Annotated in this window: 25 protein-coding genes and 2 pseudogenes; 18 read left to right on the top strand and 9 right to left on the bottom strand. The window is 41.1% G+C overall.

What is annotated here, in order from left to right:
• Positions 1 to 24: 24 nt before the first annotated feature.
• Complete coding sequence (locus tag EL268_RS14650) at positions 25 to 1,233, top strand: aspartate kinase (RefSeq protein ID WP_106655354.1); 1,209 nt, start codon at positions 25 to 27, stop codon at positions 1,231 to 1,233.
• A gap of 197 nt (positions 1,234 to 1,430) precedes the next feature.
• Here the strand turns inward: EL268_RS14650 and EL268_RS33350 are convergent.
• Positions 1,431 to 1,553, bottom strand: a pseudogene (locus EL268_RS33350) (DUF421 domain-containing protein); the annotation flags it as partial.
• Positions 1,554 to 1,739: 186 nt separating this feature from the next.
• Here EL268_RS33350 and EL268_RS14640 point away from each other — a divergent pair.
• Positions 1,740 to 2,150, top strand: a complete 411-nt coding sequence (locus tag EL268_RS14640; RefSeq protein ID WP_232030455.1) for a spore coat protein — start codon at positions 1,740 to 1,742, stop codon at positions 2,148 to 2,150.
• 173 nt (positions 2,151 to 2,323) lie between these two features.
• Here the strand turns inward: EL268_RS14640 and EL268_RS14635 are convergent, their stop codons facing one another.
• Positions 2,324 to 3,802, bottom strand: a complete 1,479-nt coding sequence (locus EL268_RS14635; protein WP_106655356.1) for a flavin monoamine oxidase family protein — start codon at positions 3,800 to 3,802, stop codon at positions 2,324 to 2,326.
• A 214-nt stretch (positions 3,803 to 4,016) separates the two neighbouring features.
• Here EL268_RS14635 and EL268_RS32815 point away from each other — a divergent pair, with 214 nt between their 5' ends.
• Both EL268_RS32815 and EL268_RS14630 read left to right on the top strand, forming a co-directional pair.
• A complete protein-coding gene (locus tag EL268_RS32815; protein WP_164724481.1) occupies positions 4,017 to 4,160 on the top strand; it encodes a hypothetical protein in 144 nt (47 codons plus the stop codon).
• Positions 4,161 to 4,772: 612 nt separating this feature from the next.
• The gene (locus tag EL268_RS14630; RefSeq protein ID WP_106655357.1) at positions 4,773 to 4,979 is read left to right on the top strand and encodes a hypothetical protein; all 207 of its coding nucleotides are present in this window, start codon (positions 4,773 to 4,775) and stop codon (positions 4,977 to 4,979) included.
• Between the two features lie 76 nt (positions 4,980 to 5,055).
• On the opposite strand, the gene EL268_RS14625 is transcribed toward EL268_RS14630, so the two are convergent.
• From EL268_RS14625 to EL268_RS14615, 3 genes are all read right to left on the bottom strand, one after another.
• The gene (locus tag EL268_RS14625; protein WP_106655358.1) at positions 5,056 to 5,271 is read right to left on the bottom strand and encodes a hypothetical protein; all 216 of its coding nucleotides are present in this window, start codon (positions 5,269 to 5,271) and stop codon (positions 5,056 to 5,058) included.
• Positions 5,272 to 5,599: 328 nt separating this feature from the next.
• Positions 5,600 to 5,788, bottom strand: coding sequence for a hypothetical protein (locus tag EL268_RS14620; RefSeq protein ID WP_106655359.1), 189 nt, complete (start codon positions 5,786 to 5,788; stop codon positions 5,600 to 5,602).
• A gap of 68 nt (positions 5,789 to 5,856) precedes the next feature.
• The gene (locus tag EL268_RS14615; protein ID WP_106655360.1) at positions 5,857 to 6,420 is read right to left on the bottom strand and encodes a YkoP family protein; all 564 of its coding nucleotides are present in this window, start codon (positions 6,418 to 6,420) and stop codon (positions 5,857 to 5,859) included.
• A 1,092-nt stretch (positions 6,421 to 7,512) separates the two neighbouring features.
• On the opposite strand from EL268_RS14615, the gene EL268_RS14610 reads away from it, so the two are divergent.
• The 10 genes and pseudogenes from EL268_RS14610 (at position 7,513) to EL268_RS33345 (ending at position 17,044) form a co-directional block, all read left to right on the top strand.
• Positions 7,513 to 8,190: a TnsA endonuclease N-terminal domain-containing protein gene (locus tag EL268_RS14610; protein ID WP_106655362.1), complete on the top strand. Its 678-nt coding sequence runs from the start codon at positions 7,513 to 7,515 to the stop codon at positions 8,188 to 8,190.
• Positions 8,168 to 10,150 carry a hypothetical protein gene (locus EL268_RS14605; RefSeq protein ID WP_106655363.1) on the top strand — a complete coding sequence of 661 codons (1,983 nt, stop codon included), beginning with the start codon at positions 8,168 to 8,170 and terminating at the stop codon, positions 10,148 to 10,150. The genes EL268_RS14610 and EL268_RS14605 overlap by 23 nt, the downstream gene beginning before the upstream one ends.
• 13 nt (positions 10,151 to 10,163) lie before the next feature.
• Entirely contained in the window at positions 10,164 to 11,192 is a 1,029-nt protein-coding gene (locus EL268_RS14600) for an ATP-binding protein (RefSeq protein WP_232030453.1), read from the top strand.
• The gene (locus tag EL268_RS14595; protein WP_106655364.1) at positions 11,179 to 12,795 is read left to right on the top strand and encodes a hypothetical protein; all 1,617 of its coding nucleotides are present in this window, start codon (positions 11,179 to 11,181) and stop codon (positions 12,793 to 12,795) included. The genes EL268_RS14600 and EL268_RS14595 overlap by 14 nt, the downstream gene beginning before the upstream one ends.
• A gap of 230 nt (positions 12,796 to 13,025) precedes the next feature.
• Positions 13,026 to 13,349: an ArsR/SmtB family transcription factor gene (locus tag EL268_RS14590; protein ID WP_106655365.1), complete on the top strand. Its 324-nt coding sequence runs from the start codon at positions 13,026 to 13,028 to the stop codon at positions 13,347 to 13,349.
• Between the two features lie 16 nt (positions 13,350 to 13,365).
• On the top strand, positions 13,366 to 14,664 hold the full coding sequence (locus EL268_RS14585; RefSeq protein WP_106655366.1) for an arsenic transporter: 1,299 nt from the start codon (positions 13,366 to 13,368) through the stop codon (positions 14,662 to 14,664).
• Between the two features lie 37 nt (positions 14,665 to 14,701).
• A complete protein-coding gene (gene arsC / locus EL268_RS14580) occupies positions 14,702 to 15,127 on the top strand; it encodes an arsenate reductase (thioredoxin) (protein ID WP_106655367.1) in 426 nt (141 codons plus the stop codon).
• A 17-nt stretch (positions 15,128 to 15,144) separates the two neighbouring features.
• On the top strand, positions 15,145 to 15,606 hold the full coding sequence (locus EL268_RS14575) for an ArsI/CadI family heavy metal resistance metalloenzyme (RefSeq protein ID WP_373863415.1): 462 nt from the start codon (positions 15,145 to 15,147) through the stop codon (positions 15,604 to 15,606).
• Between the two features lie 61 nt (positions 15,607 to 15,667).
• Positions 15,668 to 16,609, top strand: a pseudogene (trxB, locus tag EL268_RS14570) (thioredoxin-disulfide reductase); the annotation flags it as partial.
• Positions 16,604 to 17,044 carry a protein-tyrosine phosphatase family protein gene (locus EL268_RS33345; RefSeq protein WP_174769421.1) on the top strand — a complete coding sequence of 147 codons (441 nt, stop codon included), beginning with the start codon at positions 16,604 to 16,606 and terminating at the stop codon, positions 17,042 to 17,044. The pseudogene trxB and the gene EL268_RS33345, both read left to right, overlap by 6 nt.
• A gap of 85 nt (positions 17,045 to 17,129) precedes the next feature.
• On the opposite strand, the gene EL268_RS14565 is transcribed toward EL268_RS33345, so the two are convergent.
• The 3 genes from EL268_RS14565 to EL268_RS14555 all read right to left on the bottom strand — a co-directional run bounded on the left by EL268_RS14565 (position 17,130) and on the right by EL268_RS14555 (position 19,567).
• On the bottom strand, positions 17,130 to 18,176 hold the full coding sequence (locus tag EL268_RS14565) for a flavin-containing monooxygenase (protein WP_106655369.1): 1,047 nt from the start codon (positions 18,174 to 18,176) through the stop codon (positions 17,130 to 17,132).
• A 64-nt stretch (positions 18,177 to 18,240) separates the two neighbouring features.
• On the bottom strand, positions 18,241 to 18,525 hold the full coding sequence (locus EL268_RS14560; protein WP_197724045.1) for an ArsR/SmtB family transcription factor: 285 nt from the start codon (positions 18,523 to 18,525) through the stop codon (positions 18,241 to 18,243).
• Positions 18,526 to 19,237: 712 nt separating this feature from the next.
• On the bottom strand, positions 19,238 to 19,567 hold the full coding sequence (locus EL268_RS14555) for an ArsR/SmtB family transcription factor (RefSeq protein ID WP_056488493.1): 330 nt from the start codon (positions 19,565 to 19,567) through the stop codon (positions 19,238 to 19,240).
• Between the two features lie 145 nt (positions 19,568 to 19,712).
• Here EL268_RS14555 and EL268_RS14550 point away from each other — a divergent pair, with 145 nt between their 5' ends.
• Genes EL268_RS14550 through EL268_RS14540 form a run of 4 tightly spaced genes read left to right on the top strand, consistent with a single transcriptional unit; the run spans position 19,713 to position 21,794 of the window.
• A complete protein-coding gene (locus EL268_RS14550) occupies positions 19,713 to 20,162 on the top strand; it encodes a MarR family winged helix-turn-helix transcriptional regulator (protein WP_106655370.1) in 450 nt (149 codons plus the stop codon).
• 54 nt (positions 20,163 to 20,216) lie between these two features.
• On the top strand, positions 20,217 to 21,083 hold the full coding sequence (locus EL268_RS14545; RefSeq protein ID WP_106655371.1) for a permease: 867 nt from the start codon (positions 20,217 to 20,219) through the stop codon (positions 21,081 to 21,083).
• Positions 21,084 to 21,096: 13 nt separating this feature from the next.
• On the top strand, positions 21,097 to 21,249 hold the full coding sequence (locus tag EL268_RS32810; RefSeq protein ID WP_164724480.1) for a hypothetical protein: 153 nt from the start codon (positions 21,097 to 21,099) through the stop codon (positions 21,247 to 21,249).
• 23 nt (positions 21,250 to 21,272) lie between these two features.
• Entirely contained in the window at positions 21,273 to 21,794 is a 522-nt protein-coding gene (locus EL268_RS14540) for an arsinothricin resistance N-acetyltransferase ArsN1 family A (protein ID WP_106655372.1), read from the top strand.
• 503 nt (positions 21,795 to 22,297) lie between these two features.
• On the opposite strand, the gene EL268_RS14535 is transcribed toward EL268_RS14540, so the two are convergent.
• Positions 22,298 to 22,717, bottom strand: a complete 420-nt coding sequence (locus EL268_RS14535; RefSeq protein ID WP_106655374.1) for a universal stress protein — start codon at positions 22,715 to 22,717, stop codon at positions 22,298 to 22,300.
• Positions 22,718 to 22,727: the final 10 nt, after the last annotated feature.

Here is a 22,727-nt window from a genome sequence, read left to right as displayed (position 1 = left end):
TAGCAAGCTAATGGGAGGAGAAAAATGGCTCTCGTTGTACAAAAGTATGGTGGCACATCGGTTGCTTGCGTGGAACGAATTCGCGCGGTTGCGCAACGGATTGCCCAATCAAGACAAAGCGGAAACAAGGTAGTGGTAGTTTTGTCAGCGATGGGGAAAACCACGGATCGGCTGCTGACAATGGCGACAGACATCGATCCTTGCCCAGAAGGACGTGAGCTAGACATGTTGGTCAGCACTGGGGAGCAGGCAGCTGCGGCTCTCCTGTCGATTGCTCTGCGGCAACAGGGCTGCGATGCGATTTCTCTTGCCGGGTGGCAGGCCGGAATTTTGACAGAAGCCAAACACACCGATGCCCAAATCGTGCAAATTGATCCCACCCCCATTGAAAAAAGGCTGAAAGAAGGAAAAGTAGTGGTGGTAGCAGGTTACCAAGGTGTGTCGGCGGACGGGGAAATCACGACACTTGGAAGAGGCGGATCAGATACAAGTGCAGTTGCGCTAGCTGGAAGCTTAGGTGCCGCGATTTGTGAGATTTTCACCGACGTGGAAGGTGTATACACGGCTGACCCGCGAACCGTTCCCACTGCTCAAAAAATTCACCGCATCTCTTACTCGGATATGCTGGAGCTTGCCCGTTCAGGCGCTGGTGTCCTTCATCCTCGTTCTGTGGAAGAGGCGAAGAAAAAGCAAGTGCCCTTAGTCGTGCGCTCCAGCTTTACAGAGAGAGAAGGGACCTACGTAGGCCAAAGTGAGACGAATAGAAGCGCGGAGCAGGTATGCGGAATTGCTCATCAAGAAGACATGTCCGTCCTTTCGATGAAGAGAAAATCGTATCTCACTGACAAAGTGGATACCGAGCTCGCTGGACTATTTCATGAAGCGGGTATTCATGCGGAAGTATGGGCGAGGGGAAAAAACAGCCTCGACATATGCTTACCCACATACCAGGTAAAACCCTTGCTCTCTCTTCTCCAGGATAAAGTGGACGGCAGCGTGGATTTTTGGAAGGAAGAGTTGGAATGGACCAAGATCAATATTATTGGTGTGAATCAGTCGAGCATTCAAGAGCTGATGCAAAAGGCTAAAAACTTCCCTTTTCCGATTCGCTGGGGGAGACAGGGAACGAAAGGGGCTTCTTGTCTCGTACCTCAAAAATTCAGCAAGCGTGCCATTCAGACTTTGCATACGGCACTTGGGCTGGACGCAAAGATGAAGGTAATCGTTGGTTGATAGCTGAGTATATCCAAACCGAGCGGAGGATCGTCCAATCGGTTTGGATATTTTTTATCTTTCCTGTAGGTTGTCTGAATGAGTAGTTTGATGTCCATGCTTGATTTCTGAAAAAATATTATCTTCGACAGTTAAAATGAATTAACTTCTGGATATCTTCTTTGGTTGCCGGTTGTTTATCTGATTTAAGTTGATAGAATCAGTAAAGTTCCTATGCCAATCATGACAACTACTTGGGCCATTGTCATTTGGGAGATAGATTTTCTGCCTGCAATACGAAGCAAAAGAGTACCTAATACGATAACACCGACGGTTCGCATTTACCCCCATCTTCCCATATCAGTATAGGTTTCTCAAATGGTAGAGGTATTATGAATGCAAATAGGTTTTCATCTACAATCATGATGCATGCATATCTAATTTTTTGTACATTCTACTGTTGGCTGAAATTAGAATTAAAATCACTCCTGCAAAGACATTTCCCATTACATATTCAGGACTATAACATGAAGGCCGAGTATTTGGGTAAAGCCGAGGGTGCAACGTCAAAGTTACCTGTGCCTGAGATCCAGCCAGTCCTGCAGTCGTTCATACAATCCCCGGTGCCCCCTTTTCCAGTTACTCCCAGAACGACAGTTCAACAATTTAATGACCGGGAAATCGCTACCGCTTATTTACTGACACTGAAACGGGCAGGCAGAGAATATGCGTGGGCAGCAATGGAGATGAGTCATCCGGAGATTAGAAGCTTTTTAGAGGATGCTTTTCGTATGAGTTCTCATCATGCCTATGACGTCTGGCAATGGATGGTAAAAAAGGGGTTCTACCCATTGGAATCTGCGTCGCAAACAACGACTAACATTCTTGGTGGAATGTATCAGGTCGTCCAAGAACAGGTCACCGTACCTGTACAATAAAGTGTGGCAACAAAAGGGCCCTCTTCGTTTTACAGAAGAGGGCCCTTTTCCATATCTCAAACACTGGAGGTTTTTGATTGCCAGCTTGTTGCTTATAATTTTCTTGTATCCAATAGTTACTGTTCTCGATCATGGGTATTTTAGAAAGTGTAGGATGCTTTGAGAGAATTAGTTTAAGTTCTGAAGGAACAGTGAGTCGGTATTTCGTTGATCTCATACGCCACACGGATGGCAGATTGTATTGCTCCCTGAATCCATCCGTGAAAATCAGAAGCATGTTCACCAGCGAAGTGAACTCTTCCCTCAGGTGTTGCAATGTATGGAGATAAATAAGTTTCTTGAAATGGTTTAAACAAGGTAAAGGCTCCTGCGGAAAATGGATCTAACGACCAATTATGTGCGACTCCAGTGACAAATGTCTTGTAGACTACGTCACCGTGTATGTCAGCCATGATCTTGAGAGCCTTCATCACTTGCTCTTCCTTTGACATGCTAATCCAAGGTAGCGCATCATCTTCCCATGTATAACTAGCTAAAACAACTCCACTTTCACTTTTAAAATTATGACTGGGGTAGTAAGAAAGGCGAATAGGCAAGTCAGTAACACTTTGGCCACCATACACCCCATTTTCTTCCCAGAATCTGCGTGAAAATTGGATGCCTATTTTCGTTGAAGCGACATAATGAAGCTGGCGAATGGCGAGCCGTTTATGATAAGAAAACGAATGGAAGGGTTCTACTTCGACAAATTGAAGCACAGTAAAAGGAACGGTAATAATTGCAAGGTCTGCCGTTACTTGAAATGACTCAAAGTTTTGAGTCTGTTCGCCAGCGATTGTAACATGGTTGTCGTACTGGATGATTTTGGTCATCTTACAATTGCAGTGTATATTCTCTTGTAATTGTGGTAGGAATGCATGAGGCAATTTGTCAAACCCGCCTGATATTTCATAAAACCGGGTAGTGGGTGTGAAGAGGATGAAGTCGCGCAAAATTTCAAGGAAAGAAAGTTCGGGAAAACCTTCAAAACCAGACATGACATTGATCATATTGACGGCAGCAGCGGACAATGATGGGCCCACAGGGTTGTTACGCAAAAAAAGTTCCATCGAATATTTATCAAACTTTTTGATTATGATGGGCCAATGCCTTTCAGGGTCTTGATTTATAAAATCTATGACCGGCTTGACTGCAAGTTGGGCTAATTCGTCAGCAGTCTTACCTCTTTCATGCGGTGCTAACGGAAAGCGAAGGATGTCGGGATCTTGTTCATATACCCATCGACGTGACCTTACTCCATTCACATACAACAAATCATTCGGTGTCAGGTTTAAAAATTCATTGAGAGGTAGCTGAAATTTCGAAACGTATTCCATCGTTAATTGATGGCTGCTGGGAATCCGCATAGCACCAGCCTCTATGTACTGATCATCATAAAAAGGGGAACGAAGTGTGAAGACTCTCCCTCCAATCCGGTCGGAGGCTTCTAGGATTGTTACGTGATGTCCCGCGTCTTTAAGCAGTGTGGCTGAAACCAGTCCTGCCATACCCGCGCCGACGATAACGATGTGTTTTGGAGTAGAAGTTTTGGGTAGCCCATGTTTAATTAGAGTAAGCATTTGAGCTTCAGATAGTGTAGAGGTATTTGCCATTAGTATCACCTTAGAGTTTAATATTGAATACAAATTATTCTGGGATTTGCCTAGGTGTGATTATTCCAAATTGAGTGGTTGGTATTTGTGTAAAATGAATTATTTTGTATTTCTCTTGTTCCGACTAATTCTTTTTTATCGAAACTTCATATCAATTAAGGTGGAATAAATTTCGGCTTAGGGCCGAACTATATGTACCAGGAGGTGAAGGGATATGACAGTAGCAGCTCAAGTAAAGCAAGCTCTTGCCACCTTGAAAGGTACACAAGCAGCTGAACAGACCCAAGCCATCGTTACCAACTTGCAACAACGGGTAACAGAACTGGAAAACGAGGAACCGCAGTACAAAGGATTCTAGAGATCTCGCTTGAACAGAGAGAGGGAATCCCTCTCTCTTAGATCTTGCCCATGGTTAACAGAGGTGGAATATACCTGACTGGTTGAACATACACTACTGGCTAAGGAGCTTATAACGTCGGCATCACCATGGGTTCCATCGCAGGTTTCTGCTTATGGAATGGATGTACTGCACGCTTAGCTTCACTATTAAGGAAGATTCTCCATGACGAAGTGATTTTTGCCACTTAAACAAATGCCAGTTAGACTTGGTTATGTTTTTTCTGTTCATAAAGTGAACTGAGAAGTTGTGAAATATCAGTGGTTTTTACAGAGCGTATTTGAATTGAGAGTAAGAAAAGGATAAATAGGGAATCACTAGAGGAACTTTTTGAACGACCGATTCTACATCGGCAGATCAATGGTGACGTAGTGTATATCGCTTTAGATTTAGCTCGCTTAGGTTGGAACGTCGAATCTTAGATAGAAGCTCCCGCACAGAATAGACTAGTATTTCCAGACTCATGAGGAGGAATTTAGAATCGGGAGTCCTAAAGATGACAAATAAACTAAACTTCATAACCCTCTCTTGCCCGAGAGATTTCCCCAGAAAAAACTGGATAAGGAGAAGAGCATGAATAAAGGTGAAAAAATACAAAATTCTAAAAATGACACAAAACAAAATATGTCCACATTCTTTATCACCGGAAAAAAAGAGGATACCGAAGCCATTCATAGTGATAATCTTGAGATCGATAGCGATGTGAATGAAGATCCTAAACGTGAAACCTTGCTTGATGACTCTTTACATTCATTTCTTGATCACTACATGAAGGGGTAATGAAACAAAAATATGATTGAACCCGTTTCTGCAGAAGAGGCGGGTTTATTTCATTTCCTTAGAACTGGATGATGAATTAAATGAAGTAATCGAACAACCAAAGAATAACCACAAACAAAACAGCTCCTATAAGAAACTTCATCCACTTTGATTTTTTCTTTTTTGGCTCTTTTGTTTGATTTTCTTCTTGTTGCTGTTTTTTGAGTAGTAATGGTAATTGAGATGAAGCAATTGCAGCTATGCCCGCAAATATCCAAAACCTCATTGTTTTCTTTGCTTCGTTATTCCCCAATCTTTTTCCCTCCTAACAGTTTTCAGTATGCCCAAAACATCCATAAACCGTTCGTGTTGATGATATAAATGATTTATGAATGGAAAACAAAGCATTAAGCATAATATGGGCAATTGAATACGTTTTTTAGAAACATTAAAAAATATTATAGTAAGTTGTTTAATTGAAAATCGTACGGAATTATTTTGCGAGTATAGACAGTTTCCCACAAAAAAAGCAAGGCGCCGGAAACAAGCGCCTCGCTCTTATAAAAGGGGCCATTAATGTGCTTACCCTGCTGTAATGTAGGGTGAAGGATCGTGACGAATTATCAACAGGTCAAGATCGTTTATTTTTGAATTCGGTTAATGTTTTCACTACCTTTTTTAACGCTTTCCGCCGTTGCGTCAATAGCAAATTGAGTTGCATCACTGGCAGTTTCCAGTGCATTTTGAGTAGCATCCGTTGCAGTTTCAACCCCTCTTTTAATTGCTGCTGACGTGGCTTCCAGTGTTGATTGCTCTTGATTATCAGGCATTTTTAACCTCCTGTTGTTCGATTTGATATTTAACAAACATAATTATGTCCTTTTTTCAAAAATACGATTCACTTCGGCGGAGCTGACAAATAATTTTCCAGCAATTTTTCTTTTGACATGATTAGGAATTTCGGGACCAGATCTTTTTCTTTGGCCATGCTTTTTCGATTCGGATGACATAAAATAAACATCGGTTTTAAATAGGCTTGTTTCAGTTGTAGATAAAGTGGATTGTTTATTTCTCTAACCTCAAATCCAAGCTTTTTTACTCCTCGCGTCAAAAGCGTAATCCCGATAATTCCTTTGATTAGTTTTTCCTGCGGATGCTTGGCTATGAATTGTGCTAAACCGGGAAGAGAATTTTCAACCCGATTATACACATACAATGCCCGCTTAACGTCATTTTCTATCGTCATCATTTCTTTTAAAAGTGAGCAGTTATGCAAGTGGATCTTGAGTAGCAGATCGTTGGGACGAAATGAAGTTCCGTCAGACATTGAAAGGGCGTCACCGCGAAAAAACAGAGGTTTTACACGAAAAATATTTCTTTCGGATTGATTCACATACTCTAAGCGGGATAAGCAAAAATAGAGTTTGTCTACAAGTGACCACATGTGAATGAAAGTTTTCATCTTCTTTAATCTCCATGAAAAATGATTTGAACACGTCATGATGAAACTTAGAGTCAACAATTGAAAAAAAGATATTCATCGCAAGGAATGGAAAAGAGAGGGGACCCGGATTTTTTACCCCTTAAAATACAAGCTACTTTCCTACATCAGTTTAATCCGGCAGAGGTTTGCAGCATTTCATTCAGTATTCGCATGGAGCCTCTTTATTGTTGCAACCCTTGGTATCACGGTGTTTGGGTTATTCCATTAATCCTAAGAATAGGTAGAGTAGAGGATTATCCACAAATAGATTGAGAAAGCTTTTTGTGGAAGGTGAAAATAAGCGCGGTGGATTATCAACGAATTAAGGCATGTTAAATAAGATAAGTATCTTGAAGAAACCGTGCAGGAGTTTTTATTGACAATTCAGTTTTTACATTTTGAATCACTGGCTGATGAGCAGCCTATTATGCAGAATTATATTCAGTTCATAAAAATGTTATTTCATGAACTGAACTTTATTTTGATCGAACGCGAGAACGTATATACCAAGTGTAAATGCATCGGGGCTTTTGAATCACTTATAGATGATATTGATGTAGATTATTTCACCAATTATGTATCGTTAGGCTACTCGTGTTGTTTACATTAATTAAACTGTGACACAAACAAGTATACAAATGATCTTATTTTAGTGTACATTTTTGTGTCACTCGACAATAACAAGTCCATAATCTCTAATTCGTATATAATCTAAATAATTTATTTAACAAGTATGACGCTGGTTAAAGCAGTATGTTTGTGTCGTGAATTGGTAGTATGTTTGTGTCGCCAGACATGTCTAGTGACACAAACATGTATACCAAAAGTGTAGCTGAAAACGACGTTAAATCAAGTTTTTTGCATCTTTTAGTATACTTGTTTGTGTCATTTTTTTGAGACACAAACAAGTATACCAGCACGAATTGTGACACAAACATGTATACCGAAGGTGCGGAACGAGATTCTGTTATGGTTTGAGAGGAAAATATAAAAATACGTAGAATTTTTATAAAAGGTATAATATTTAACATTTTCAGAAAAAATAAGATCATTAGCTTGTGGAGGTGACTCATGTACAAACAACCGGTCATAACGAAACGAAGTGCTAGGTATGGCAGTAACTATTGGCATGTTTTTAGCCCCAAACTCCAACGAATGGTCCATTTTTTCAGTGACCTTGAGTATGAACATTGGCTACTAGTAGAAGCTGACCAAACAGTTAAGCGGTTCTGTGAACAACCAGTTAGAATTGAAGGTTTGTACGAAGGTGCTAAGGTAAGTAGTATTTTTGATATGTGGATTGAAAGAGTAGACGGAAGCCAAAGTTTTATTGAAGTTAAATATACGCAAGAATTAGATCCGCGAAACCAAAGATCCGAGCGCTCTATTAGGCAAACTACCATTCAAAGAAAATGGTGCGTACAAAATAATTTCAATTATGAAATCAAAACGGAGAAAGATATACGTATTAATCAAATACTTCTTGATAACCTAAGAGTATTAATCCCAACGATAAAGAATCAATTAATTCCTAATGAAATTGACCGGCACCAAATATTGAAAGCAGTAGGTAGTCACCGAATGTCAATAAGACACCTTCGTGCGGAACTTCCACACTTTTTACCATCCCGCCTAAATGAAACGATATTCAATATGATCTATTTTGGGGTTTTTTACTCGAATATTGACCAAACGCTTTTGGGATTAGATACGGAGGTCTGGATTCATGGCTCACAGGAAAATACTTGAGGGGAAATCCATTGACCCTTCAGACTTGGATATGTCCACATGGCCAGGAGTCTTACTCGATACCCTAACTGCTAAAGACAGGGAAACTTTTTTGTCTCGAAAACGAGCTATTGAAATGTATATGTCTCCTCATTTTACTTTAGATCAGATAACGCGGGAGACAGGGGTTTCAAGGAATCGTCTTATAGGCTTTGTAAAACGTTGTTTGTCTGAAGATTCGAACGGTTTGCTTTGGGGCTACCGTGCCTTGATCCCTCAAAAAAAACTAAAGTCTTACACTCGAACCAATCTATCCTCAAAATCAGAAAAACTCACAGGAATCTTCAACCATTTCTTAAGTAAACATCCCCACATTAAAGAACTCATCCACGATCAATATTTGACAACCAAACAAGGAAGAGCCACTGATCCTGTGAAAAAACCCAAACATATACATTTAACATTTCTAAATGCTTGCAGATCCTTAGGGTTATCAATGAAAGACTATCCCTTTAGTACGAGGGATTTAGGGAGACGATCGCTTTATCGGTACTTAAAAAAACTGGAGCAAAATCTTCCAAAACAAGCTGCCAATCGATACGGTGACGAAGCTGCACGACATATCCGGCACACTGGCATTGGTCATAAAAATGCGGATCATATTCTAAAACCCTTTCAACGAGTTGAGTTTGACGGCCATCAAATTGACCTTATTCTCACTATCAAATTTCTAAATCAATTTGGGGACGAGTGCGTAGATGTGTTAGAAAGGATATGGCTACTCGTTATTATAGACGTTGCCACTCGAGTCGTTATTGGTTACCATATCTGTCTTCAATCACAGTATTCAGCAAGTGACGTATTAGCTTGCATCCGCAATGCAATTGTTCCAACATCTCCTAAAAAGCTCACCATTCCAGGATTGAACTATCCTACAAAAGGCGGTTTTCATTTTGAAGCCATTCCTCAAACACAATGGGCGCTTTGGAGTGAGTTCTGCTATGACAATGGAAAGGCCAATCTGGCAAAGATTGTTACAAACAGACTAGCTAACGTCGTCGGTTGTGCTATGAATCCTGGTCCCGTAAACATGCCGGAGCGTCGGCCATTTGTGGAGAGATTCTTTGGGCTCCTAGAAGAAAACGGTTATCATCGTTTTGTGAATACAACTGGGAGTCATCCTACTGACCCCCGTCGAACTCATCCAGAAAAGATGGCAATTAAATATGAGATGGATGTGGAAGAGCTTGAACAGATCACAGCTGTCCTGATCGCAAATTACAATCATGAGCCACACAGTAGTTTGGGATATCTGAGTCCACTTGAAGTCATGGAACAAAGGGTGGTGCATAGAGGTATGGAGCCAAGATGGTTGCCTGAAGAGCTAAGAAAAGAAGTTGAATTTTTTGGTGTACCTGCTATTCGAACTGTTCGTGGAAATATTAAACAGGGGAAAAGACCGTACATCACATTTGAAGGAGTTGAATATAGAAATGAACTACTTTCTAATACATTTGATCTGATTGGGGAAGAAATTTATTTACTAGTCAACACAAATGACATTCGGTATTTAAAAGCGTTCCTCAAAGATGGAGGAGAACTGGGGTACATTACCGCTACGGGTAGATGGGGTATTACTCCTCACACATTGCAAATGCGAAAACAAATTAACGCGCTACAGAGAAATAAACTTTTGCACTATGCTAATAACGCTGATCCAATTGAGGCTTTAAATAAATACTATGAAGAAAAAGCGACCAACAATAAAAAGGTCCGTAATTCATTAGCTACACATCAAAGATACATAAAACAAATGGAGTCCCAGGTTCCAGAACAAAAAAAGGACATGTCTGAAACGAAACCTTCAGAACATGCGAAACCCTTAAATCATGATAGACAATCGAAACAATCCAATAAGGGTGGTAGTCAAACATCAGATCTATCCAAACTACGTGAAAAGTTTAAAACCATAAATTTATAAAGGGGAGTACTCGGTGTCCAAAGATCATTACGAACAGATATCCTTTGAGAACCTCCTAGAGCAGCCTCGACCTCATGTGCCTACTGGAACGCATCCAATTGAAGAACAGTCCTACATTATCCCAACAAATGAAGTTTTACGAATGTTTCAAGCTATTTCAAAATGGATCAAATACCGTTCACCAGGAGGGATTATTTACGGTCGACCACGCTTAGGAAAAACACGTGCGATTGAATATCTATTACGAATTTTGCCAAACGAATTTGGGAATGATTTACCCGTATTCCACATTCGCACTTTACATACGAAGCTTGCCAATGAAGGTGTTTTCTTTGAAACACTGTTAAAAGATGTTGGTCATGGAGTCCCATTTTCCGGAAAACCCAGTATCAAAAGGGATCGTTTAGCCAAATTCCTAGCAGAAAAAGGGGACACATCCAGACATAAGAGGATTGTCATGTTTATTGATGAAGCGCAATGTTTGCATGAACTCAACTATGGTTGGCTAATGGATATTTACAATGAACTTGACCAGAATCGAATTGCAATGACTGTGATATTAGTGGGACAAGAAGAATTGTTACACCGTAGGACTCTGTTCATGGAAACCAAAAGACACCAGATTATTGGTCGTTTCATGGTACATGAGCATCGTTTTACAGGAATTAAAACCAAAGATGATTTAAGCATTTGTCTTAGTGGTTTTGATCAGCTTGCAGAGTTTCCAAAAGGATCAGGATGGTCATACACGCGGTATTTCTTCCCAGAAGCCTATGCAGTGGGAAATCGGCTTCAAGATTGTTCCGAGGAACTATTTGATGTTTTCTCTTCTTTGCGCCAGCAAGCTAAAATCCGAGGAACCTTTGAGATCCCTATGCAATATTTAATAACCACGATTGAATACGCTCTCTTAGAGTTCGGAGCAAACGGTCGGAATATTGGTTGGGTAACGAAGGCATTGTGGGAAGAAGCGATATACGCCAGTGGTTATATTCATGCTGAGCTTCGCATTCCGGCAGTAGAATTTGATGAATCCTTATGACATATCAATTTCATCAGAAAGTGAGGTCCATCAAAAGCTAATGAATCCCTACACATGGAGAAAAAATTGGATACGGCCGTATGAATCATCCTGGTCTATTCTTGAAAAGTTCAAATTCGCCAATACATTAACAGCCAGAGAAGTATTGAAAATACTCGGAACGGACCGGGTAAAAAGTCTGAAGGCAGGAATTGGGAGTTGCCATCGAAATCTGATAACTTTATCAGGCTTTGATTCACATACAGTTCAAGATGTGCTAGGCTTTGATATGGTTTCTTTCCATCAAAAAATAATAAACCAACTCTTATCACCGTTATTAGAAAGGCATCGCACTACATTTTTTCTCCGCGAAGATCTCGCCATTTGTGAAGCATGTCTTAAAACAGGCTACCATAGCATATTCCATCAATGGAGGTTCCTACACTACTGCCCCTTTCACTTATCTCCTCTACATTTCGCATGCCCGAATTGTAGTCAAATCTATACATACGAAATGACTGATGATGGATTTCTATCCCCTTATGTGTGCAAATGTGGCCATTTTTATCTACAAGAAAGCGCTGCTCGTTTTTTTTATAAGGAATGGGGGACAGATGATGCTATTCGCTGTAACAAGGTAAAAACTTGGTTATCCGAAGTTAATTACAACAGTAAGAAGATGGAATCTATCTATTTGTTTACAGAAAAGGGATTACATCAATCTCCAACTCTGTTTGATGGAGTATTAAGTTTTCTTACTAATGAAAACAGCAAGACACCAAAACGGTATATATCTCAGATAACTACCCCAAAAATTAGTATGATTAAAGGGGATCAAGAGAAATATGAAAATATGACATATTCCAAGAAAAGTTATCCCCATATCGGTGAGTATTCATTGGGAAAAAGTCGATTGCGTGTACAACAAGAGGACTTATTCCTTTCGTATAATCAGCTAATTTCTTCTATCGCAAGAAATCTCCGTAAAACCGTACTAATGAAACACAAAACTTGCATAGAACGTTATTTTCTTGGTGACAATGCAGCCCCTAAATGTCCTTATGCGTTTGCTTATGTACATTGGAGATCATTTGTCCAAGGCTTCCAATCGCCAAGACATGTCACGGCTAGATACAAACGCCCTAAAACGGTTGATCATCGATTTGTTCAATTTCCGTTTACCTTGTACTCAGAGTTTTTTGAGGATGTAGTGGATTTATGGAAATCACAAGTAGAAGATATTAGCAATGAAAGTAGAGCTTCGTTAAAGTGGGTACTGGGGCGGAGCATTGCTCATGTTTCCATCTCCCTTTTTTGGACGTGGTTATCTATAGCTAAAAAGCTTATGACTAAATTCATTATGTTACAGTTGCCACCGTTTTCATACGAATACCTGTCACCGTTTTTTCTCGTTCTTCCGTTCGGTGAACAAAAGGTATATGAGATTCATTCTGAAGCAATTCCTGACAAAATAAATATTATCAGTGAGCAAATATGCCCTTTTCAAACTGTAAAGAGCAGAAGAGATCCTAAAAGGAGAGAAAAGATACAACATGCCAAACAGCAACTACGCTACTACAAAATAAGTAAGCCGAATTATTCCAACTCATTAAAAAGGGATTAACAACACAACAGCTTTATTAAATCAATTGATTAAGGTCGAGGAACCTTCCTGACATACATTCGTATTACTATTGCGAACTTCTCAGATTTATTGCAAATTATGAAGAAGCTGTAACGTTGAATATAAAGAAGAAGGGACTAAAATCTTTACAATCTACATATTGAAATAACCATATGGTTATAATAGTATAAGGTTATTGTTGATGAATGGAGAGGAGGTAGAAAATAGACATGGACACAAAGCAAATGGTCAACGCACTAAAAGCACTTGCGGACCCTACCCGGTTAAAAATAATTAGTTTATTAAACCATCGAAGTTGCTGTGTTTGTGAGTTAGTTCCCATTTTTGGCATTTCTCAGCCTGCCGTGTCTAAGCACATGAGTAAGTTAAAAAGTGCAGATTTAGTTATTGAATCCAGAAGAGGACAGTGGGTCATCTACACTCTGAATCAAGAGCGTTTAGAACAGCTTCGCTTCGCTTTAGGGAATCTCCCCGATTACTCAGAAGAGTTCGAGAACTTGGCGGCACAAGGCCTCCTCGTAACTTGCGAATAGCGAAAGGAGAGAGAGCATGTTTTCTGTTTGGATCGCCTTTCTGATCTTTGCTGTGACATTGACCTTTGTCATTTGGCAACCGAAAGGACTTAACATTGGCTGGTCAGCAACAGGTGGTGCTATCCTAGCATTAGTTTTTGGTGTTGTCAGTTTTGCCGACGTTGTGACGGTAACGGGGATCGTTTGGAATGCAACGCTGGCGTTTGTCGCCATTATTTTGATATCGCTGATCTTAGACGAAATCGGTTTTTTTGAATGGTCTGCCTTGCATATGGCTCGGTTGGCCAGAGGAAATGGTCGGCGGATGTTCGTCTATGTCGTTCTATTGGGAGCAGCTGTTGCAGCTTTTTTTGCAAATGATGGCGCGGCACTCATATTGACACCAATTGTTCTTGCACAAGTCAGAGCACTGAAGTTCCCGGATAAAATGATTCTGCCATTCATTATGGCGAGTGGATTTATTGCGGACACTACTTCGTTGCCATTGATCGTTAGCAATCTTGTCAACATTGTCTCCGCGGACTTTTTTCATATCGGTTTTGTTGAGTATGCTACCCGTATGATTGTACCCAACTTTTTTGCGCTGGGAGCAAGCTTACTTGTATTGTTTCTTTATTTCAAAAACGATATTCCCAAACAATATGATTTAGGTGCGCTAAAACAACCTCATGAAGCGATAAAAGATGTTCGTCTATTCCGTCTCTCGTGGATCATTTTGGGGATTCTTCTGGTTGGATACTTGATGAATGAAGTCGTGTCCATCCCGGTATCTGTTACAGCAGGGATTGCAGCCATCATCTTTATCGTGGCTGCACGGAGCAGTAAAGGTATTGAGGCTAGGAAAATCATCAAAGATGCACCATGGGCAGTAGTAGTCTTCTCCATCGGGATGTATGTGGTTGTATACGGCCTGCGTAATGTTGGATTGACTGACATGCTTGGACAATTGATTCAAGCTTTTGCGGACCAGGGGTTGTTTATTGCAACAGTAGGTATGGGGTTCCTGTCTGCAATCCTTTCCTCGATCATGAACAACATGCCAACCGTAATGATTGACGCTTTGGCCATCCAAGGAACAAATACTTCTGGTATTATTCGAGAGGCGTTAATCTATGCTAACGTAATCGGAAGTGATTTAGGGCCTAAAATTACCCCCATCGGTTCACTCGCGACATTGCTTTGGTTGCATGTGTTGTCCCGTAAAAACGTGACGATTACATGGGGACAATACTTCAAAACAGGAATTATCCTGACCATTCCAACATTGTTTATCACGCTTATTGGCCTATATCTGTGGCTTCAAATCATCGCTTAACATCTACTACTATTCACAATAAAGGAGACTGAATCACATGGAGAAAAAACCACTCATTTATTTCCTTTGCACCGGGAACTCTTGCCGCAGCCAGATGGCCGATGGCTTTTTAAAAGCGTTGGGGGGAGAGCGTTACGAAGTAAAAAGCGCTGGTCTGGAAGCGCATGGTCTGAACCCAAGAGCTGTTCAGGTAATGAAAGAGGCTGGTGTGGACATCAGCAGCCACACTTCAGATGTGATCGACCCTGAAATTTTGGGACGCGCGGATTATGTGATTACCTTGTGCGGTCACGCTGATGAGCATTGCCCAGTGATCCCTAACAAGAACGTGGTTAAGTGGCATTGGGGCTTTGATGATCCGGCGAAAGCAACCGGCTCCGAAGAAGAAATTATGAATAGCTTCCGGACGGTCCGTGACGCCATCAAAAAGCGAATGGAGCAGTTTCTAAAAGAAGGTAAATAATTCGGGGGATAAATATGATCAAACGGATGCATGTGGCAGTGAATTGCAGCGATTTGGAAGCCTCTCTGAAATTCTATCGTCTTTTTTTCAACGCTGAACCGACAAAAGTAAAAGACAACTATGCCAAATTTGAGTTGGATTCTCCGGCTTTACATTTCTCCTTAAATGTGCGACCTTTTGAAAAAAAGGGCGTGCTAAACCATCTTGGTTTTCAAGTGGATAACACGGAGGATGTCCTTGCAATGGGAGAACGTCTGCGCGAGGCTGATTTATTGACAATTGACGAGATGGGTACCACGTGCTGTTATGCAGTCCAAGATAAAGTCTGGGTATATGATCCAGATGGCAATGCGTGGGAGATCTTCTATACAAAAGCTGACTCTGAATTTGAATCTGCCGGGGAACAGCGCGATATTTCTTTATGCTGCACGCCTCCATCTGGTCCTGTCTCCATTGAATTTGGTTCGTGGAAAAAGTAATTACCATTCATACCCCTCGCTTTTGAGGGGTATTTTACTAAACCAATCAGGAGGGGAAATCATGCATAAAGTTGTTGTCCTCGGAACAGGACCTGCTGGTCTAACTGCTGCCATTTATCTTGCACGTGCGAATATGAATCCACTTGTGATCGAGGGGAATGAACCGGGAGGTCAATTGACTCTCACAACCGAAGTGGAGAACTTCCCGGGGTTCCCTGATGGAATCATGGGGCCAGAGCTCATGCAAAACATGCGTAAGCAAGCAGAACGCTTTGGAGCAACATTTCAGACGGGGTGGGTAACCAATGTCGATTTATCAAGACGTCCTTTCACGCTAACCGTTGATGAATCAGTCCAAATCCAGGCCGAGTCTCTCGTCGTTTCTACAGGTGCTTCCGCAAAACTGCTCGGTATTCCTGGTGAGAAGGAAAACATAGGCCGTGGAGTAAGCACGTGTGCCACTTGTGATGGCTTTTTCTTCAGAGGGAAGAATGTTATTATCGTCGGAGGTGGAGACTCTGCAATGGAAGAGGCGAATTTCTTAACCAAATTCGCTACGGAAGTAAGAGTGGTTCATCGCAGAAATGAACTGCGAGCATCAAAAATCATGCAAGATCGGGCTAGGAATAACCCGAAGATTACATGGAGTTTAAACGCTACTCCCATTGAGGTTATCTCTAATGAAAAAGGGGTAACGGGGCTGAAAGTAAAACAGAATGACACTGGTGTGGAAGAAACGATCGATACGGATGGCATTTTTGTAGCGATTGGCCATCGACCGAATACAACTTTCCTTAAGGGGCAAATCAAAACAGACGAGACAGGTTATATCATGGTAACAGCAGGTACAACTGAAACCAATATTCCTGGCGTGTTTGCATGTGGTGATGTGCAAGATCACCGGTATCGCCAAGCCATTTCGGCAGCTGGGACAGGCTGCATGGCCGCACTTGACTGTGAAAGATTCCTGGAAGGCGTTGCCGTCCATGATTGGAGCATGTCGGAACCAAAACAGTATCAGGCATTAGTCGAAGATAAAATTTTCCTTGGGAGTGCCTCAGATGTAGAGTCCATGATCCAAAACGAAGGTGTAGACGTCGTTGTCGATCTACGTGGAGAAGCTCAGCAACCAGCGTTTTCAGATCCGAATGTACAGTGGATTCAGATTGCCCTCGGCGATGAAGGCAATTCGGATCAAGGTACTCTTTTTAAGCAAGCGATTGATGAAGTAGTGAAAGCTTACAAAAATGGCAAGAAGGTAGCCTTCCACTGTAATGGAGGACGCGGCAGAACAGGTGTTGTAGCAGCAGGTACACATCTTTCTCTTGGATTAAGCAGTACGCTGCAAGAAGCAGAAGAAAAAGTGAAAGAAATTCGGTCAGAAATCAACATTAAGCCTAAACAAAAAGAGGTTTTACACAAGCTGTTTTCTGAATAAAAGAGCAAGCAATGGAATACCAGAAAAAGAAAATCGATAAACGAAGAAACGACCATGGGGCTACATGGTCGTTTTTCCATAACGTTTAGCTGTTCTGCATATGTTTTACTACATATTTTGCATCACTGCCGACCCCACGTAGGGTAGCCGATGCTAGGGACCGTTGCCAGGGGAGCCCAACGTAATACAGGCCTGGAACTGTTGTACTGACGCCGTATTGATGCTGCGGAGAACCATCTTCGGTCAAAGCATGAAGAGAGGAAAGGTATTGGATATTAGGACGATAACCAGTGGCAAAGATGACTGTATCCACTTGTTCTTGAGTACCGTCTGACCAAACAACGCCTTTATTCGTAAAGTGGGTGAACATTGCTTTTCGATCAGGCTTTTGATTTTCGATGGCCATTTGGTATCTCCCGGTATCCAGTACACCTTCAGGTTTCGACTGAAGTAGCCACTTTCCAAAACCTGATTGGTCTAGCCCCAGTGCAGTGACCCAGAAGTGGATATCCTTGCCGAAAAGGATCTGCGGCTTAAAGACAATGGGTGATCGTGTGGCGATAGTAACCTCAGCATTTGTAGCCAACTCCACTGCAATTTGAACCGCAGAGTTACCAGCACCAACCACGATGATGCGTTGGTTTTGAAAAGGGGTAGGGTTTTGATAGTCCTTTGAATGGAGAGTCATTCCTTGAAATTGTTCAACCCCAGGAATTTGCGGAAGATAGGGTCGACTAAATCCGCCCGTCGCAGCGATAATATGTTTGGCTTGAAATACCTCATCTGATTGGGTTTTGACCAAAAATAAATCCTTTTCTTTTTGAACATTCGTTACAGTCGTACGGGTCAGAATAGGGAAGTTAAAATGTTTAGCGTAATGGATCAAATACGCAACGACCTCATTACGGGTAGGGTATCGGTTCGGGTCACCTGGGAAAGCAAATCCAGGAAGAGAAGAGTAGTTTGCAGGTGAGAACAAGGTAAGGCTGTCATAATACTGAGGCCACGAGCCAGCAGGTTTATCGGTAGCTTCTAGAATAAGAAAGTCACGCTGCTCTCGCAGAAGGTGATAACCAGCGGCCAAACCGGCCTGACCGGCACCAATGACAATACAATCATAAATACGGGTCATGTTCATCTTCCTTTCGTCATATCGGGATTTAACGATATGTTTCTTGAAAAAAGATTGTAAGTTTTCACTTACAACAATTGAGCAAGTAGGTATTGAGTTGCTGCATAGATGCTAGTATCTGCTCTCGGTTCGGAGAATAAAAAACCTCTTTTCCGTCCTTACGAGAATGAACTAAGCCTGCCCTTTTGAGTATGGCAAGTTGTTCTGACGCTGTTGATTGACCAATCGCAACCAAATGGGCAACTTCTCCTACTGTAAGTTCTTTACGATCTGTAAAGAGAAACATGATTTCCTGCCTTTTTTCACTTGCGAGAGCCTTTAAGAACGATTGTACTTCGTTAAACTGCACCAACCAGAAACATCCCTTCCGTCGTTATATCGGAATTTAACGATATAATATGTCTAATTTAGGTTGATGTCAAGGTCGTTACATTTGAAGAGTCTCTGTATCGTATTTTAACGTTTAATGAAATGCGGGATAGGCATCCCGCATTTCATTTATGAAGATTCTGGAAGGGTTTCAGTGGTAATCAGCAGCAGGACGGACTATTGTCTTTGGTATCAGAAGTGCAGCAAGAAGAACTGTCTCCTTGTTCTTCGGCCTCGCAGCATGATGCCGGTGCGGTTAATTCTCCCCCGCAGCATTCTCCTTTTTCATTTTCGGATGGACCTTTAACAAAGTTTGTCATCATCAATTCCTCCTAAGACGTTTTATTTGAACCCCGTATAGAAAGGGGGATTCAATGATTTTGCAGACAATATCAGTTACCACTTTGAATCATTTAACGATTGGCAAAAGATGAGATTATCATTAGCATGTTGCGCATTGATGCTGCTGGACTTGGAGGGGCGTTGTTTGTTGGCGTGGGTTGTTTGCAGATTGCACATTCTCCCCTCGATGAAACTGCCATGCCCTTCGTGTGACGAACTCAAGTTTTTGTTTTTGTTCTTCAAAAAGCATTTGTGCGAGTACATCATGCAAAATCATACGAATCAGCTCCTATATCAAGATTATTTGATGTATATATCAAAAAAAATTGATTAAAAGGTGAAAAAAAGAACTAGCAGCAATTATTTCGGCGGAAGATACAGCAAAGTTCTTCAGATAAAAGGTGATTCACTTCGTCAGGATTTAGGGAGTAGTAGTTCATGGTACCCTCTGTCTCTTTCAGAATCAGATTTGCATCCAAAAGGATCTTCAAGTGGTACGAAAGTTTAGATTGGGCCATATCTACAATTTCCGCTAAATCGGTGACACAAACTTTCCCTTTTTGGGTTAGTTCATACATAATCTGAAGTCGTTTTTTATCTGCAAGAGCTTTAAACTTTGCTTCATACTTCTCAAAGAAGGTATCGTTATTCGTATGTAGGATCGGTAGTTCTTTTAACATATTGTCACCTTCATCAATTTTTCTTGATGACATTACTATACTCCTCCATTTGTAAATTAGCAATGGGTAACATCAAATTTTTTTGATGAAAAAATAGTTGCGATTCGCAAATAATGTGTGTATAAATAGGAGGAGAGGTGAGGAAATGGAAAATATACGTGAAATTGTACAAACGATGACTCGACGTATTGGACTGTTAAATAAGAATTGTTGTTCGGTTGAAGGGATTGACATATCGGTTGCACAAAGCCACATCATCTATGAAATACACAGAAACCATCAACCATCCATCCAACAAATTGCCGAGATTCTTGGAATGGATGTAACGACATTTAGCCGACAGGTTCAAGTATTGGTCGATGCGGAGCTCGTGAAAAAGACTCCTTATGCAGAAGATCGTAGGGTACAGATTCTTTCTTTAACAGAAAAAGGCGAACGCATGCATGATTACATGGATCGGACGATGAATGCGTATTATGACGATATCTTTTCTCATATGTCCGAATTTGAAAAGGAAACAGTTATTCGATCCTTAAAATTGTTCAATCAAGCAATGGCAAAAACCAAGCAATGTTGTAATCCGATGGGTGATTAAACCCATTTCTCTTTCAATAATACTTGCAAAATGCAAATAAAAAGGGTGGTACGTATGTGGATTGAAGTACTAAACAGCTTATTGTGGATTGCTTTAGAGTTAACAGTATTGTTTATTGGGATCTCATTTGCTATCAGTTTGCTCCAGGGCTTTATCCCGTACGAAAAGGTTGAAAAATTCTTAGCTGGGAAAAACGCGGCCTTGGGAGCCCTCATGGCGTTGGTATTTGCTTTTGTTACACCATTTTGTTCATGTTCAACGATTCCGGTAGTTGTTAATTTGTTAAACAAAAGAATTCAATTCGGAATCGTAATGGTGTTCCTTTTCTCCTCACCAGTTCTGGACCCAACCATTATTACTCTCATGGCAGCAATGCTTGGTGCAAAAGTAGCCATTGCTTATACGATCATCACTTCCGTGTTATCGGTTATCATCGGGTTTACTCTTGAACGATTAGGGTTTGAAAAACAAGTGAAACAAGTCGTTATGACTGGATACAACGAGACAAAGAAGTCCTTTAGCCTGAAGGTAGCTCTCATAGAAACGATGGGGTTGATGAAAACGGTATACCCATATCTCATCATTGGTGCTGCTATTGGAGCCGTCATTCATGGTGTAGTACCGACCGAGTGGATTACGACCTATATTGGTGGTGATAAGTGGTGGATGGTGCCGATCGCAGCCATTATTGGTATACCACTATACATTCGATTGTCGACCATGATTCCCATTTCACAAATCATGATTGCTAAAGGAATGGCGCTTGGTCCAGCAATGGCATTAATGATCAGCTCTGCGGGAGCAAGTTTACCTGAATTGGCTTTGCTCAACTCCATTTTTAAAAAGCGATTAGTGGGAGCCTTTGTTGTATCTGTGTTCACTATGTCCACTATTTCTGGATTGTTATTCTATATCATCTAAGGAGGAGTCTAACATGGGATTCTTGAAAAGTTTGTTTGGAAAAAAAGAAGGTTCTTGCTGCAATGTGAAGATCGAAGAGGTAAAAGAAACGAAAGATGACTGCTGTAATCAAGAGGAGACAGTAAAAAAAAGAAGCAGAATAAAAAACGATTCTTGCTGTAAATAAACTGTCCGAAGGAGAGGCCTACCATGAATCTTTTCGTTCGAAAAGCAAGTGACGAAGACCTTGAATCCATCCTAGCTATCTACAATCAGGGGATCGTTGATCGAATTGCCACGCTTGAAACAGAAGTAAAGGCTTACACCTATATCCGAAAATGGTTTGATGAGCATCAGGGACGGTATACAGTCCTTGTGGCAGAGGTGGATAATACCATCATTGGATGGGCTTCTCTCAATCGTTACTCGAATCGTTGTGCCTATGATGGTGTCGCAGATTTATCTATTTATATTGAGCGAGATTACCGTGGGAAAGGTGTTGGAAAGGTACTTTTACGTAAGCTTGAAGAGACTGCCCGATCCCACCAGTTTTATAAAATCGTGTTGTTTACCTTTCCTTTTAATGAACTAGGGCAAGGGCTATATAAAAAATGCGGGTACCGCGAAGTCGGTGTATTTCATAACCAGGGAATCTTAGATGGAAGTTTTGTAGATGTGATGGCAATGGAAAAAGTTCTTATAGGAGGTAAGGAGAGTAATGAAGGTAAATAGGGGCAGCGTGCTTAGTAAGGAGTATTTTCTCGCGTATCTTACCCATGTTATGCGTGTATTTCAGTGTACTGCGGACGAGGCGAAGGTGAAAACCGTTGAGAGTCTTTTTCACGGGGATTTGGATGTTTATGGTGGAGAAACGCAACGAAATTTTTTAAATGCCTATGATGAGCTGACTTCAACCTGCTGATACTGCCTTGCAATAATAAATAGTTGAACATTGAAAAACGTTTACTTGCATCCGATTACATCACTTATTTCTAACGCTAGTATTATTATTCAACAAAAGGAATCTGCGGTAGATAAGGTGTTGAGTTGCTATAAAGAAGACAATGGCTTCAATTTGGCGACTACGAACTGAGCGAGCAGAAATTCGTCTGGAAAAGTAATCGCATCAAAATAATTTCAACGATGCATCATTTATGATCCTATCAATCAAGCATAGTAAAAACAAAAGCAGCACCCTTACTAAGTACAAGGGTACTGCTTTTACTGTGGATTATTTATTTTACAACCATAACTGGGCACTGTACTCTCTTAACTACCTTATGACTGACACTACCCAAAACAAATTCTTGGAATGCATTTAGCCCTCGGCTTCCTATAACGACCAAATCCACTTTTTCATTATTTGCATATTCTACAATAGCCGGGCCAGGATCTCCGATAATAATCTTTGTTTTATGATTAACATTCTTAGCCGACAGCTGCTCTGCGATGGGAATCAACTTTTGTTGTCGTTTTAGCTCGATTTCTTCATGACCTTGTGAATGGAGCACCTCATTCTTTACCTTGTCCATGTCTGCAACAAATAGGATTTCTACACATGAATCAGGAGCCAAAGAAGCAATTTTCGCAGCTTCCTGGGCCGCACGAATGGAGTTCTTTGAACCGTCAGCAGCCAGTAAAATACGCTGATACATCATCATCTCT

Origin of the sequence: Brevibacillus brevis, assembly GCF_900637055.1 — a bacterium.
GTDB lineage: Bacteria > Bacillota > Bacilli > Brevibacillales > Brevibacillaceae > Brevibacillus > Brevibacillus brevis.
This window is presented reverse-complemented; position numbering and strand designations above follow the sequence as displayed.